Source organism: Streptomyces mobaraensis (genome assembly GCF_020099395.1).
In the GTDB taxonomy this organism is placed as follows: Bacteria; Actinomycetota; Actinomycetes; order Streptomycetales; family Streptomycetaceae; genus Streptomyces.
The window spans coordinates 648,213-660,698 of sequence record NZ_CP083590.1; the positions used below are offsets into that span (position 1 = coordinate 648,213).

The 12,486-nt window shown below is 74.8% G+C and carries 13 protein-coding genes; 10 read left to right on the plus strand and 3 right to left on the minus strand.

The window, feature by feature from the left end; genetic code table 11:
- Positions 1-16: 16 nt before the first annotated feature.
- The 6 genes from K7I03_RS02595 (at position 17) to K7I03_RS02620 (ending at position 5,773) form a co-directional block, all read left to right on the plus strand.
- Positions 17-1,411, plus strand: coding sequence for an FAD-dependent oxidoreductase (locus K7I03_RS02595; protein WP_185942862.1), 1,395 nt, complete (start codon positions 17-19; stop codon positions 1,409-1,411).
- A 28-nt stretch (positions 1,412-1,439) separates the two neighbouring features.
- Entirely contained in the window at positions 1,440-2,297 is an 858-nt protein-coding gene (locus K7I03_RS02600) for an alpha/beta fold hydrolase (RefSeq protein WP_185942861.1), read from the plus strand.
- A gap of 130 nt (positions 2,298-2,427) precedes the next feature.
- Entirely contained in the window at positions 2,428-2,616 is a 189-nt protein-coding gene (locus K7I03_RS02605) for a hypothetical protein (RefSeq protein WP_185942860.1), read from the plus strand.
- A 211-nt stretch (positions 2,617-2,827) separates the two neighbouring features.
- The gene (locus K7I03_RS02610) at positions 2,828-3,505 is read left to right on the plus strand and encodes a uracil-DNA glycosylase (RefSeq protein ID WP_185942859.1); all 678 of its coding nucleotides are present in this window, start codon (positions 2,828-2,830) and stop codon (positions 3,503-3,505) included.
- Positions 3,506-3,570: 65 nt separating this feature from the next.
- The gene (locus K7I03_RS02615) at positions 3,571-4,752 is read left to right on the plus strand and encodes an N-acetylglucosamine kinase (RefSeq protein ID WP_185942858.1); all 1,182 of its coding nucleotides are present in this window, start codon (positions 3,571-3,573) and stop codon (positions 4,750-4,752) included.
- Between the two features lie 91 nt (positions 4,753-4,843).
- Positions 4,844-5,773 (plus strand): sirohydrochlorin chelatase, encoded by a 930-nt coding sequence (locus tag K7I03_RS02620; RefSeq protein ID WP_185942857.1) that lies wholly within the window; start codon positions 4,844-4,846, stop codon positions 5,771-5,773.
- A gap of 150 nt (positions 5,774-5,923) precedes the next feature.
- On the opposite strand, the gene K7I03_RS02625 is transcribed toward K7I03_RS02620, so the two are convergent.
- Positions 5,924-6,976 carry a lactonase family protein gene (locus tag K7I03_RS02625; protein ID WP_185942856.1) on the minus strand — a complete coding sequence of 351 codons (1,053 nt, stop codon included), beginning with the start codon at positions 6,974-6,976 and terminating at the stop codon, positions 5,924-5,926.
- A 286-nt stretch (positions 6,977-7,262) separates the two neighbouring features.
- On the opposite strand from K7I03_RS02625, the gene K7I03_RS02630 reads away from it, so the two are divergent.
- The 3 genes from K7I03_RS02630 (at position 7,263) to K7I03_RS02640 (ending at position 10,656) form a co-directional block, all read left to right on the plus strand.
- Positions 7,263-8,765, plus strand: a complete 1,503-nt coding sequence (locus tag K7I03_RS02630; protein ID WP_185942938.1) for an FUSC family protein — start codon at positions 7,263-7,265, stop codon at positions 8,763-8,765.
- A gap of 240 nt (positions 8,766-9,005) precedes the next feature.
- Positions 9,006-9,539 (plus strand): Lrp/AsnC family transcriptional regulator, encoded by a 534-nt coding sequence (locus K7I03_RS02635; protein WP_185942855.1) that lies wholly within the window; start codon positions 9,006-9,008, stop codon positions 9,537-9,539.
- 190 nt (positions 9,540-9,729) lie between these two features.
- The gene (locus K7I03_RS02640; RefSeq protein ID WP_185942854.1) at positions 9,730-10,656 is read left to right on the plus strand and encodes a D-alanyl-D-alanine carboxypeptidase family protein; all 927 of its coding nucleotides are present in this window, start codon (positions 9,730-9,732) and stop codon (positions 10,654-10,656) included.
- A gap of 111 nt (positions 10,657-10,767) precedes the next feature.
- Here the strand turns inward: K7I03_RS02640 and K7I03_RS02645 are convergent, their stop codons facing one another.
- Both K7I03_RS02645 and K7I03_RS02650 read right to left on the minus strand, forming a co-directional pair.
- Positions 10,768-11,190, minus strand: coding sequence for a YjbQ family protein (locus K7I03_RS02645; protein ID WP_185942853.1), 423 nt, complete (start codon positions 11,188-11,190; stop codon positions 10,768-10,770).
- Between the two features lie 69 nt (positions 11,191-11,259).
- Positions 11,260-11,811: a GNAT family N-acetyltransferase gene (locus K7I03_RS02650; protein ID WP_185942937.1), complete on the minus strand. Its 552-nt coding sequence runs from the start codon at positions 11,809-11,811 to the stop codon at positions 11,260-11,262.
- 48 nt (positions 11,812-11,859) lie between these two features.
- On the opposite strand from K7I03_RS02650, the gene K7I03_RS02655 reads away from it, so the two are divergent.
- Positions 11,860-12,450: a TetR/AcrR family transcriptional regulator gene (locus K7I03_RS02655; RefSeq protein WP_185942852.1), complete on the plus strand. Its 591-nt coding sequence runs from the start codon at positions 11,860-11,862 to the stop codon at positions 12,448-12,450.
- The last annotated feature ends 36 nt before the right edge of the window (positions 12,451-12,486 follow it).

Here is a 12,486-nt window from a genome sequence, read left to right on the forward strand (position 1 = left end):
CGGAAGGAGAACCTCCGTGCTTCGCGTCGCAGTCGTCGGTTCCGGGCCGAGCGGGGTCTTCACCGCCCAGGCCCTGGTGCAGCAGGAGACCGTGCCCGGGGTGACGGTCGACGTGCTGGACCGGCTGCCCTGTCCGTATGGGCTGGTGCGGTACGGGGTCGCCCCGGACCACGAGAAGATCAAGTCGCTGCAGCGCACCCTCCGGACGGCCCTGGAGCACCCGCGGATCGCCTTCCTGGGCAACGTCCGGGCCGGCGAGGGGCCGGGCGAGATCCCGCCGCGGCGGCTGCGGGAGCTGTACCACGCGGTGGTCTACTGCGTGGGGGCCGCGTCCGCCCGCCGGCTGGGGATCCCCGGCGAGGACCTGCCGGGGAGCTGGTCGGCCACCGAGTTCGTCTCCTGGTACAGCGCCCATCCGGACGCGCCGCCGGACGGGTTCTCGCTGCCCGCCCGGTCCGCCGTGGTCATCGGGGTCGGCAATGTGGCCGTCGACGTGGCCCGGGTGCTGGCGCGGGGCGCGGACGAGTTCCGTACGACGGACGTGCCGCACGCCGCGCTGGCGGCGCTGGCCGCGAGCCGGGTGACGGACGTCCATATGGTGGGCCGACGCGGCCCGGCGCAGGCCAAGTTCACCACCAAGGAGCTGCGCGAGCTCGGCGGGCTGAACGGGGTGCGGACGCTGGTGCGGGCCGACGAGGCGGCGCTCGACCCGGCGTGGGAGGACCCGTCCGGGCTGCCGGCGGCCGGCCGCCGCAATGTGGAGGTGCTGCGGGAGTGGTCGAGACGGCCGGTCCCGGAGGGCGGCCGCCGCATCCACGTGCGCTTCTTCCTGCGGCCCGTCGCCCTGCTCGGCGACGACGCCGTCCGGGCGGTGCGCTTCGAGCGGACGGCCCCCGACGGCTCCGGCGGGGTGGCGGGGACGGGTGAGTTCGAGGACGTCGAGGCGCAGTTGGTGCTGCGGTCGGTGGGGTACCGGGGGGTGCCGGTCGGCGGACTGCCGTTCGACGACGAGAACGGCACCGTGCCGCACGCGTCGGGCCGCGTGCTGCGGGACGGCGTCCCGTCGCCCGGGGAGTACGTGGCGGGGTGGATCAAGCGCGGCCCGACGGGCGTGATCGGCACCAACCGCCCGTGCGCCAAGGAGACCGTGGCCTCCCTGCTCGCCGACGCCCCCGCGCTGCTCGCGGCCCGGGAGCCCGCCGGCGATCCGCGCGCGGCCCTGCGCGCGGCGGGCGTGGAACCGGTGGAGTGGCCCGGCTGGCTGGGCATCGAGGCGGCGGAGACCGCCCTCGGCCGGGACTTGGGCCGGGGCACGGTGAAGATCCCGGACTGGGAGGGCCTGTTGGTGGCGGCGCGCGGAGGCGCCACCGGCCGGCCGACGCCCCGCGAACGGGGTGTGCTTGACTGGTGACGGCCAATCACCATATGGGGGTGGGACGTTGCAGATCGAACTCTCGTCCGGAACGATCGACTACGAGGACACCGGCGGTGACGGGCCGGTGCTGGTGTTCACGCACGGACTGCCGATGGACGGCAGGCAGTGGCGCAAGGTGGTGCCGCTGCTGGACGGCTACCGCCGCGTCCTTCCCACGCTGCCCCTCGGCGGCCACCGCAGACCCATGCGCCCGGACGCCGACCTGTCGCACACCGGAATCGCCCGGCTCCTCGACGAGTTCCTGGAACGGCTGGGCCTGGACGACGTGACGCTGGTCCTCAACGACTGGGGCGGCGCCCAGTTCATGATCTCCGAGGGGCGGGCGGACCGCCTGGCACGCATGGTGCTGGTGGCCTGCGAGGCGTTCGACAACTTCCCGCCGGGACCGGCCAAGGCGCTGTCGACAGTCTGCCGCCTCCCGGGAGGGGTCCGGCTGCTCACCCGGCTGATGAGCGTCCCGGCCTTCCGCGACCACCCCAAGGGGTACGGCGGGATGAGCCGGCGCGGGCTCCCCCCGGACCTCGTCGCCGAGTGGTTCGGCCCCGCGTCCCGGAGCAAGGCGATCCGCAGGGACTTCGCCAAGTTCGCCACCTCGGCGCCCGATCGCGGCACCCTGCTCCGCTGGAGCGAGCGGCTCCGCACGTTCGACCGCCCGGTGCTGGTCGTCTGGGCCACCGAGGACCGGCTGATGCCGCGCGAGCACGGCCCGCGCCTGGCGGAGCTCTACCCGCGGGGCCGGCTGGTCGAGATCGAGGACTCGTCCACCCTGATCCCCGAGGACCAGCCCGAGAAGCTCGCCCGCGTGCTCCTCGACTTCCTGGCGGAGACCGGGGCCGAACCGCTGCGGAAGCCCACCGGCTGAACCGCGTCCGACCGCACGCGCCGCCGGACGCGCGTTCCCCTCCTTCCCGTACGGGTGAAGACGGGCATGGCGAGGAGCGGCCCGGGAACCTACGGCGTATCCGCAACCGCCCTCTGCGAAAGGGCTGTTCATGCGCCGCGCCATCGCCGTCCTCCTCGGGGTCGCCGCGACTGCCGCCCTGCTCGCCACACCCGTACGAGCCGCCGGTGTGCCCGGCTTCGGCGGCCTGCACGCGCACGCCCGGTCCGCCGCCGCGTCGTCCGCACCCGGTCAGCCCCCGTGCCTCCTCACCCTCTTCCGGCTCATCTGCGTCATCTGACCGGCCCTCGCCTCGGTGGGCTCGCCCGTCACAGGACGTACTCCCCCGGCTGCCCTGGGGTGCGGGCGGCGGCCCCCGCTCGCGTACGATCGCTCCCCTACGCGGGTCCCGACGGCGGACCGGACCGTGCTCCGCACACCGGCCGCGCACGGGCCCGTTCCGTAGCACTCCGTTCCACTCGCAACTCCATGGACAGGGAGGGGTCGCGGCCTTGGCTGCACGTCCCTTGCACGAGATCGTCGAGCCCGGCTGGGCCAAGGCGCTGGAACCGGTGGCCGGCCGGATCGCCGCGATGGGCGACTTCCTGCGCGCCGAGATCGCGGCCGGCCGGACGTACCTGCCGTCCGGCGCGAACGTGTTGCGCGCCTTCCAGCAGCCTTTCGACGACGTCCGGGTCCTCATCGTCGGCCAGGACCCGTACCCGACCCCCGGCCACGCCGTGGGCCTCAGTTTCTCCGTGGCGCCCGAGGTGCGCCCGCTGCCCGGCAGCCTGGAGAACATATACCGCGAGCTCCACCAGGACCTCGGGCTGCCCAGGCCGTCCAACGGCGACCTCACGCCGTGGACGCGGCAGGGCGTCCTGCTGCTCAACAGGGCCCTGACGACCGCGCCGCGGAAGCCCGCCGCCCACCGGGGCAAGGGCTGGGAGGAGGTCACGGAGCAGGCGATCCGCGCGCTGGTCGCCCGGGGCCGGCCCCTGGTGGCGATCCTCTGGGGGCGGGACGCGCGCAATCTGCGCCCGCTGCTGGGCGGCGTGCCGTGCGTGGAGTCGGCGCACCCGTCGCCCATGTCGGCGGACCGGGGCTTCTTCGGTTCGCGGCCCTTCAGCAGGGCCAACGACCTGCTGGTTGGGCAGGGTTCGGCGCCGGTGGACTGGCGGCTGCCCTGACCGGGGGTGCTTCCCCGGAGTAGGGTGCCGGCCATGACGGTTCACGCGGTCGCCCGTGCGGTGCCATGGAACTGACGTCGCGTCGGCGCCCGGTGCGGGGCCCCGCTCCCGTGCTGGCGGTCGACTCCGGGGGCTCGGGCGTCCGGATCGCCGTCTCCCCCGCGTACGGCGACGGGCCGGCGCTCACCTGGTCCTCCCCCGAGCCGGTGCCCGTCGGCGACCGGGGTGTCGACGCGCGGGTCCTGCTCGACCGGATCCTGCCCGCCGCCCGGGAGTTGCTGTGCCGGGCCGGGGCCGAGCGCTTCGCGGCCTGCTGCGTGGGCGCGGCGGGCATGGTGACGCTCGGCACCGACCTGCGGGCCGTCCTGCCGGGCGCGCTCCGCGCCGAACTCGGCGTACGGCGGCTCGCGCTGGCCTCCGACTCCGTGACGGCGTACGCCGGGGCCCTCGGCCAGCGTCCGGGCGTGGTCGTCGCCGCCGGGACGGGCCTGGTCGCGCTCGGCACCGGGCTCGCCCCGGACGGCGGCTGGCGGCGCTCGGACGGCTGGGGTCACCTGCTCGGCGACTGCGGGGGCGGCGCCTGGATCGGCCGGGCCGGGCTGGAGGCGGCGCTGCGGGCGTACGACGGGCGCGCCGGCGGTTCGGAGCCGCTGCTCGGCCGGCTGGAGGCGGTGTTCGGCCCGGCGCCGGACCTGCCGGGGGCGCTCTATCCCCGGCCGGACCGGGCGGCCGTGCTGGCCTCCTTCGCCCCGGAGGTCGGCCGCTGCGCGGCGGTGTGCCCGGTGGCGGCGGAGATCCTGCGGACGGCGGCCCGGCACATCGCCGAGGCCGCCGCCGCGGCCTGCCCTCCGGCGGGCGGGGACGGGCGGACGGACGCCGGAGGCGCCGGGACGGTCGGGGCGGGTGCCTCCCACGGCCCGGACGGCCGGGGGAACCCGAACGGCTCGGACGACCCGGACGGCCGGGGCGAACGGGCGGACGGGGCAGGGCCGCGCGCGCCCGTCATGGCGCTCACCGGAGGGCTGGCCGGAATCGGCCCCCCGCTGCTGCTGCCACTCCGTCAGGAGTTGCGAAAGCAACTTCCGGCAGTCCGTCAGGTGACCGCCGCGGGATCGCCCCTGGACGGCGCGTCCCGTATCGCCGCCGCCCTGGTGACGGGCCGTCTGCTGCTGCCGGTGGACGGATCGCTGCTGGACGTCGCGGACGGCGCGCCGTCCGCCGCGTCACCCGGACACACCTTCGGGTGATCGGATCAGCCACCGAATAAATCAGGACAGAGGCAGTGCAAACGCCCCCCGCCCAAACAGGCCCGTTCCCGACCGGATAACATGCGGCGCCATGAGCTCCCCCACAGGGCCCACGTCCGGCCTGCCTGTACGAATGCCACGACCCCGCCAGTCCGGACGGCACCGGAGGCCGGAGCCCGTGACCGCGCCGACGGCCGCGCCCCCGCTCGTGCTGGCGGTGCCCGGCGCCCCCGGCCCGGCCGCGCGCCGACTGGCCGAGGAGACCCTGAGCATCGCCCGTTCCGAGCTGCCCGGCCTCGACGCGCGCATCGGTTACGTGGACACCGAGGGCGACGCCGGCGGGTACCCCGCCCTGGACTCCGTCCTGGGCTACGCCGCCGCCCAGCACACCGCTCGCACGAGCGAAGCGCAGGCCGCCTCGGACGAGGAGGCCGCCGCCTGGGCCCGCGGGCCCGCCGCCGTCGTGGTGCCGCTGCTGGCGGGCCCCGACACGGCCGTGCTGCGCCGCATACGCCAGTCGGTCGTCAGCAGCGGCTCGGCCTTCGAGCTGACGGACACCCTCGGTCCGCACCCGCTGCTCGCCGAGGCCCTGCACGTGCGCCTCTCGGAGGCGGGCCTGGCCCGCGCCGACCGCGCCCGGCTGTTCACCGTCGCAACCGCGGCCGACGGGATCGTCTTGGCCACGGTCGGCGGTCCCGAGGCGGTGCAGGCGGCCGGCATCACCGGCATGCTGCTGTCGGCGCGCCTGGCCGTGCCGGTGCTGGCCGCCGGCCTGGACGAGGAGGGCGCCGTCGCCCGCGCCGCCGACGAGCTCCGCTCCTCCGGCTCGCGCAACCTCGCCCTCGCGCCGTGCCTGATCGGCCCGGAGGCCGACGAGGCGCTGCCGTCCATGGCCGCGAAGGAGGCGGGCTGCGCGGCGGCGGAGCCGCTGGGCGCCTACCCGGCGGTCGGCAAACTCGTCCTCGCCAAGTACACGGAGCTGCTGGGCATCGCCGCCGCGCAGCCCGCGCCGATGCGCTGACAACCACTGATGCGCTGAGCACGACCGCACCACCGCACATCGCACGACCGCACCACCGCGTGACCGCCGGGAAGGGCCTCTTGACGAGGCCCTTCCCGCGTTTTCACGCCCGGACGCCCCGCCCGCGCGGCCCCCGCGGCACGGCAGGGCTCAGCGGAAGACCACGCACGAGGCGGCCGGTGCCTCGACGGACCCGGCCCGGACGGGTATGCCCGTCTCGGCGTCGACCGTGAACCAGGTGACGTCGCCCGACCGCTCGTTCGCCGCGTACAGCAGCCCCCCGTCCGGATGCGCGGCGAGGTGGCGCGGCCAGTGCCCGCCGCAGCTCACGGTGGAGCGCAGCCGGGGCGTGTCCCCGGAGGGGTCGAGGGCGAGGGTGGCGAGGGTGTCGTCGCCGCGGTTGGCCGCCCACAGGAACCGGCCGTCCGGGGAGAGCACGGGCGTCGAGGGGTAGGTGGGATCGACCGCCCCGGCGGTCACGACGGGAGCCGTCTCCAGCGGCTCCAGCACGCCCGGTCCGGCGTCCCAGCGGCAGACGGTCACGCTCGCGTCGAGCTCGTTGAGGACGTACACCCGGTGGCCGCCCGGGTGGAAGACGAGCGTCCGGGGACCGCTGCCCGGCCGGAGGCGCGTCTCGCCGTGGGGCACCGGCTCGCCCGTGCCGGGGTCGAGTGCGGAGACGTACACGGAGTCGGTGCCGAGGTCCGCGGCGAGCAGCCAGCGGCCCGTCGGGTCGGGCGCCACGGCGTGGGCGTGCGGGCCGGCCTGCCGCGCGGCCACCGGACCGCTGCCCCGGTGCCGCAGCACCACCGGGGGTTTGCCGAGGGTGCCGTCCCCGGCGACGGGCAGGGCGCTGACGCTTCCGGAGCGGTAGTTGGCGGTGCACAGCCAGGCCCCGGCGAGCGCCAGGTGGGTGGGCGCGTCGCCCTCGACGGGCACGGCCGGGCCGAGCGGCTCCGGCCGGTCCGGGTCGGCGAGCGAGAACGCCGTGGCCGTGCCCGGTTCCGTCTCCCCGACCGCGTACAGCACGCTTCCGTCGGCCGAGAGGGCCAGGAACGAGGGGTCCGCCGCGACGGCGGTGGAGTGGACGGGGGTCAGCGCGCCCGTCTCGCCGTCCACCCGCGCCACGGTGATCCCCGGGCCCCCCGCCCTGGTGAACGAGCCGATGTAGGCGCGCCGTTCGCGCCGCCCGCTGGCCGTCATCGTGTCCCTCCCCTTCGCGTCCCCGTCACGTCGACGGTCCCGACGCTACAGGCCGGCACTGACAACGCCCGGCGGCGCCCCGGCCGGGCCGCCGCCCGGCTGGTCCGTTGGCCCTGCTCACGGCGGGTTACCGTGCGGTAAAAGCGAGCCATTGGCTCATATTTTCGGGCTTCTCTTGAGCCATATGGCCTCCGGATGTTTTGATGAACCCGTCAATGGCGCTGCGGGATCCCGCGGCGCCTCTTTTGTGCGCGCGAGCGGAAGGTGGTCGGTGAAGCTGAAGAAGATGTTCGCGGCTCCGGATCCGGGCCGCGTCCGGCTGCGGAACGCGGCACGGGCCGTCCTGGGCGTGGGGCTCGCGGTGGCGGTCTCGCACCTGGCGACCGGTTCGATGGGTGCCACGATCGCCGGTGGCCTCACCGCGCTGCTGGCCCTCTTCACCGTCACCGACGCCCGGGTCCGCGACCAGGCGGTCACGACGGCGTGGCTGCCCGCCGTGGGCGTCCCGGTGCTGGCGCTCGCGACGGTGCTGCACGGCCTTCCCCTGGCGCGGGACGCGGCGTTCCTCGGCGTCGTCTTCGCCGGGGTGTACGCGCGGCGCTGGGGCCCCCGGGGCCAGGCCCTGGGCATCTTCGGCTTCATGATGTTCTTCATGGCGCAGTTCCTGCACGCCGTACCGGACGGCCTGGCGGAGCTGTACGCGGCCATGGCGCTGGCCCTCACCGCGTCGTCGCTGGTCCGCTTCGGGCTGTGGTGCTGGGAGCGGCGGCTGCCGCCGGTCCTCGCCCCCGCGCCCTCCGCCGCGCGCGGCCTGGAACGACCGACGACCCGGCAGGCGTTCCAGAACACGTTCGCGTGCGCCCTGGCCCTGGGCGTCGGCCACCTGGTCTCGGACCAGCGCTGGTACTGGGCCGTCGGCACCGCTTGGTGGATCTTCGTGAACACCGCCTCGCGCGGGGAGACGCTGGTCCGGGGCTTCCGCCGGGTGGTGGGCACGGTGGCGGGCATCGCCGTCGGCCTGGTCGTCGCGGTGCCGCTGCACGGCGCGCCCGCGCCGACCGCCGCCCTCGTCGCGCTCTGCGTCTTCGGCATCTTCTACACGGCCGCCCCCTCCTACAGCTGGATGATGTTCTTCGTGACCGTCATGGCGTCCCTGCTGTACGGACTGCTGGGCGTGCTGCACCCGGGGCTGCTGCTCCTGCGCTTCGAACAGACGCTGGTGGGCGCGGCGGCCTCGGCCCTCGCGGTCGCGCTGGTGCTGCCCGTCACGACGCACGCCGCCACCGACGCCTGGATCCGCCGGGCGATGCTGGCCGTCCGCCACTGCACCGCCGAGTCGGCGCGGCGGCTGGCCGGGGAGGCGTCCGCCGATCCGGCGCCGTACGTCGCGGAGCTGGAGCTCCTCCTCGCCCGGGTCCGGATCTCGCTCGCGCCGCTGCTGCATCCGCTCAGCCCGCTGCGGGCACGCAAGGAACGCGCCCGGCTGGTGACGGCGCATCTGGACGACTGCGTCCGGCAGGCCCGCGGTCTGGCCGAGGTGGCCGCCGACCCGGACGCCTCGCACGACGCCCGGCTGACCGCCGCTTGCCAGCGCGTCGAGGCGGCCCTGCGCGCCCTGTTGCCCACGGCGGAGGCACCGGCGCCGGCCGCCGAACCGGGCCTCACGGCCCCGCAGCACCACCCGGGCGCGGAACGGGCCCTGGCCCATCTGCGCGACCTGGAGCGGGCGGTCGCGAACCTCGCCGGCCCGGTCCTGAGCAGCCCGCGGTCGCCGCTGCCGGAGGGCTGAGCCCGGCGGTCCGGCGTCGGTCCGGCCCGCATGGCGCCTACAGGACACCCGCATGACAGCGGATGCGCGTCTACGGGCGCCCGCCCGCCGGTTCAAGCGCCCTTCGGACGAACGCCCGCCGGACACAGCCTCCGGGCCGATTGACCGACCCGCACGCCGTTCCGCGCCCAACCGTGGGCCACGGACTGGGCCATTGGTACAGTGACGGCCCGGCACCCGAGTACGAGGGAGCGTCAGCCGATGGCCGTAGACGCCCTGGACACCAGGATCCTGCGCCTCCTGCTGGAGCAGCCGCGGACCAGTGCGCGGGAGTACGCGCGCCTGCTGGGCATCGCGCGCGGCACCCTCCAGGCCCGTCTCGACCGGCTGGAGCGGGACGGTGTAATCACGGGGACAGGTCCCCGGCTCTCCCCCGCCGCGCTCGGCCATCCCGTCCTGGCCTTCGTGCACATCGAGGTCACCCAGGGCCACCTGGATCCGGTGGCGGACGCGCTGGCGGAGGTGCCCGAGATCATAGAGGCGTTCTCCATCACCGGCGGCGGCGATCTGATGGCGCGGGTCGTCGCCCGCGACGCCGCTCATCTGGAGGACGTCATCCAGCGGCTGGTGCAGCTCCCGGGCGTGGTGCGCACCCGTACCGAGATGGCGCTGCGGGAGCGCGTCCCCTACCGGATGACGGGGCTGCTGCGCGCCGTGGAGCAGGACGTCCGGCGGAAGGACAAGGGCCGTTCCCGGGGCCGTTCCGCCGCTCCGGCGCCCGACGGCGACGCATGAGGCCCGCGCCGCCTCCGGACGCCTGACCGCCCCTCACATTCCTTTGCGAGCACCGTTCCGTGGGCCCGCCCGGCCCATCACCGCGCAGGTCCCGCCCGCGTTTCGTCCGTGCCGCGGAAGGGTGGGAGGATCTGCTGGTTCCACCCGGTCATGAGACACCCGGGACAACTCGTGAGGAATGAGACGTAATATGCAGCAATCTGGGGGAAGACGGGCCCGCCGGTGGGGAGTCGCGGTCACCGCGTCGACCGCCGCGTTCGCGGTCGCCGTTCCCGCGGCCACGGCGGAGGCGGCGACCGGCCCGGCGGGCATCGCCGCCAAGGGCGCGTTCCTGCTCGACAGCGGCCCCAACAAGCAGCTGTGGGCGAAGGACGCCGACACCAAGCGCCAGATGGCCAGCACCACCAAGATCATGACGGCCGCCGTGGTCCTGGACACGCGGGGCGTCAACCTGAACAAGCAGATCACGATAAAGAAGTCGTACCGCGACTACGTGGCGAAGAACGGCGCGAGCACCGCCGACCTGCGCGTCGGTGACAAGCTGACGGTCCGGCAGCTCCTCTACGGCCTGATGCTGCCCTCCGGGTGCGACGCGGCGTACGCGCTCGCCGACACCTTCGGCACCGGCAAGACCGAGGCCGCGCGCACCACCTCGTTCATCGCCCAGATGAACAAGAAGGCCGCCGCGCTCGGCATGAAGAACACCAAGTACGACTCGTTCGACGGCATATCGCAGGCGGGGACGAACCACTCCACCCCGCGCGACATCGCCAAGCTCGCCCGGCACGCGATGGGCAACAGCACGTTCACCACGGTCGTCAAGGCGGCCAGCACCCGCCAGAAGGCGACGAACGTCAACCGCACGTACACCTGGTACAACACCAACAAGCTGCTGGGGTCCTACAAGGGCGCCATCGGTATCAAGACCGGCACCGGCACGGCCGCCGGTCCGTGCCTGGTGTTCGCCGCGCAGCGCGGCAAGCGGACGGTCGTGGGCGTGATCCTCAACGACCCGACCAACCGTTACCCCGATGCGGTGAAGATGCTGGACTGGTCGTTCAACACGTCCTCGAAGGTGAAGCTGCGGCAGCTGCCCAGCCTGGCCCAGAAGGACTGAGCCACCGCCCCCGGCCGGCCGGTTCGCGCACGGCGGTCCGCCGTGGACCGCCACCGCGAACCGCCCCGGCCGCGGGCCCGGCGCCGCTCCGGCTCTTACTGCCGGTTCCGCTCAGCCGAGGAACGAGAGCCGCACCTTGCGGTGCGCGTTGTCGACATTCGTGTCGACGAGGACGACGCTCTGCCACGTCCCCAGCTCCAGCTCCCCGCCGACCACCGGCAGCGTGGCGTGCGGCGGGACGAAGGCGGGCAGGACGTGGTCGCGGCCGTGCCCCGGGCTGCCGTGCCGGTGCCGCCAGCGGTCGTCCTTCGGCAGCAGGTCGCGGAGCGCGGCCAGCAGGTCGTCGTCGCTGCCCGATCCCGTCTCGATCACCGCGAGGCCGGCGGTGGCGTGCGGAGTGAAGACGTTGAGCAGTCCGTCCCGGCCTGCCGCCACCTCCCGCAGGAAGCGGGCGCAGTGGTCGGTGAGGTCGTACACGGTCTCGGTCGAGCCGGTCGTGATGTCCACCGTGCGGGTGGTGAAGGTATCGGTCATGCACCACCCCTTACCCGCGGCGACCGGAGATCGGCAAGCCGGGGCGCCGTCGACCGCCGCGTTCCGGGGTCACGCACGGCGGGCCTGCCATTCGGGGGCCAGGATCGCCCAGTACTGCTTGTCGTACCGGGCGCCGCCGTAGGGCCAGTACTCGCGCTGGACGCCCTCCAGGGTCATGCCGAGCCGCTCGGCCACCGCGGAGCTGCGGGCGTTGTCGGCGCGGCAGCGCCACTCGGCGCGGTGCAGCCCGCGGGTGGTGAGGGCCCAGTCCAGCAGCGTGGTGCAGGCGGCGGTGATCAGGCCGTGGCCCTCGCCCGCCGGCTCCAGCCAGCAGCCGATCTCACAGGAGCCCAGGGCGGCGTTGAAGTCCACGAACATCACGCCGCCGACCAGGGTGCCGTCCCGCCAGATGCCGAAGAGGCCGGCCTGGTCCGCGGCCCGGCGCTCGGCGTAGCGGCGCAGGGTGGCGCGCGCGCCGTCGAGGTCGTCGGTGACGAACGCGGGCCCGACCCACGGCCGGATGTGCTCGCGGGCCCGGTCCAGGTGGGCGGCGAACTCCTCGGCGTGCCAGATGTCCAGCGGGCGGAGGAGGGCGTCATCCCGCAGCGGGAGGGAGAACATGATGACCCCATTCACACAACAAGCGTTACGGTTATGTACGGTGGCAGCATGCCACGAACCAAGGGTGATCATGAAGCCCGGCGCCGCGAGGTCTCGGAGGCGGTCTGGCGGGTGCTGGCCGCGCACGGCTTCGACGGGCTGACCCTGCGCGCGGTCGCCGCCGAGCTGGGCGCGACCACCGGCCTGCTCACCCACTACTTCCCCGCCAAGCGGGATCTGCTGGCCCACGCCCTCGACCTGCTCGACCGGAGGAGCGCGGCCCGGCCGCGGCGCGTGGCACCGCGCGGCCTGCCCGCCGTGCGGGCCGCGCTGCTCGACATCCTGCCGCTGACCCCGGCCGCCACCGACGGCAACCGCATCTGGGTGTCCTCCTGGGACACCGCGCTCGCCGACCCGGCACTGAGCGAGGGCCACGCGCAGCGGTACGCGCGCGGCCGCGACCGGCTGAGCGAGCTCGTCGCGGCGGCCCAGGAGCTCGGCGAGCTCCCGCCCGGGGACCCGGACCGGATCGCGGCCGGCGCCCAGGGCTTCACGCTCGGTCTGGTGGTGCAGGCCCTGTTCGACCCGGCGGCGTTCCCGCCCGAACGCCAGACCGAGCTGCTGGACGACTATCTCGCGGCGCTGGCCTCCCGGCGCTGATGCCTTGAGGGAAGAGATCCACCGGCCCGTCCGTTA

Excerpts from the sequence above, each read along its gene's own strand:
- K7I03_RS02620 (WP_185942857.1), top strand. The coding sequence starts at position 4,844 with ATGAGCTCCCCCACAGGGCCCACGTCCGGCCTGCCTGTACGAATGCCA.
- K7I03_RS02645 (WP_185942853.1), bottom strand. The coding sequence starts at position 11,190 with ATGACCGATACCTTCACCACCCGCACGGTGGACATCACGACCGGCTCG.
- K7I03_RS02630 (WP_185942938.1), top strand. The coding sequence starts at position 7,263 with ATGTTCGCGGCTCCGGATCCGGGCCGCGTCCGGCTGCGGAACGCGGCA.
- K7I03_RS02640 (WP_185942854.1), top strand. The coding sequence starts at position 9,730 with ATGCAGCAATCTGGGGGAAGACGGGCCCGCCGGTGGGGAGTCGCGGTC.
- K7I03_RS02650 (WP_185942937.1), bottom strand. The coding sequence starts at position 11,811 with ATGTTCTCCCTCCCGCTGCGGGATGACGCCCTCCTCCGCCCGCTGGAC.
- K7I03_RS02635 (WP_185942855.1), top strand. The coding sequence starts at position 9,006 with ATGGCCGTAGACGCCCTGGACACCAGGATCCTGCGCCTCCTGCTGGAG.
- K7I03_RS02605 (WP_185942860.1), top strand. The coding sequence starts at position 2,428 with ATGCGCCGCGCCATCGCCGTCCTCCTCGGGGTCGCCGCGACTGCCGCC.
- K7I03_RS02655 (WP_185942852.1), top strand. The coding sequence starts at position 11,860 with ATGCCACGAACCAAGGGTGATCATGAAGCCCGGCGCCGCGAGGTCTCG.
- K7I03_RS02615 (WP_185942858.1), top strand. The coding sequence starts at position 3,571 with ATGGAACTGACGTCGCGTCGGCGCCCGGTGCGGGGCCCCGCTCCCGTG.
- K7I03_RS02625 (WP_185942856.1), bottom strand. The coding sequence starts at position 6,976 with ATGACGGCCAGCGGGCGGCGCGAACGGCGCGCCTACATCGGCTCGTTC.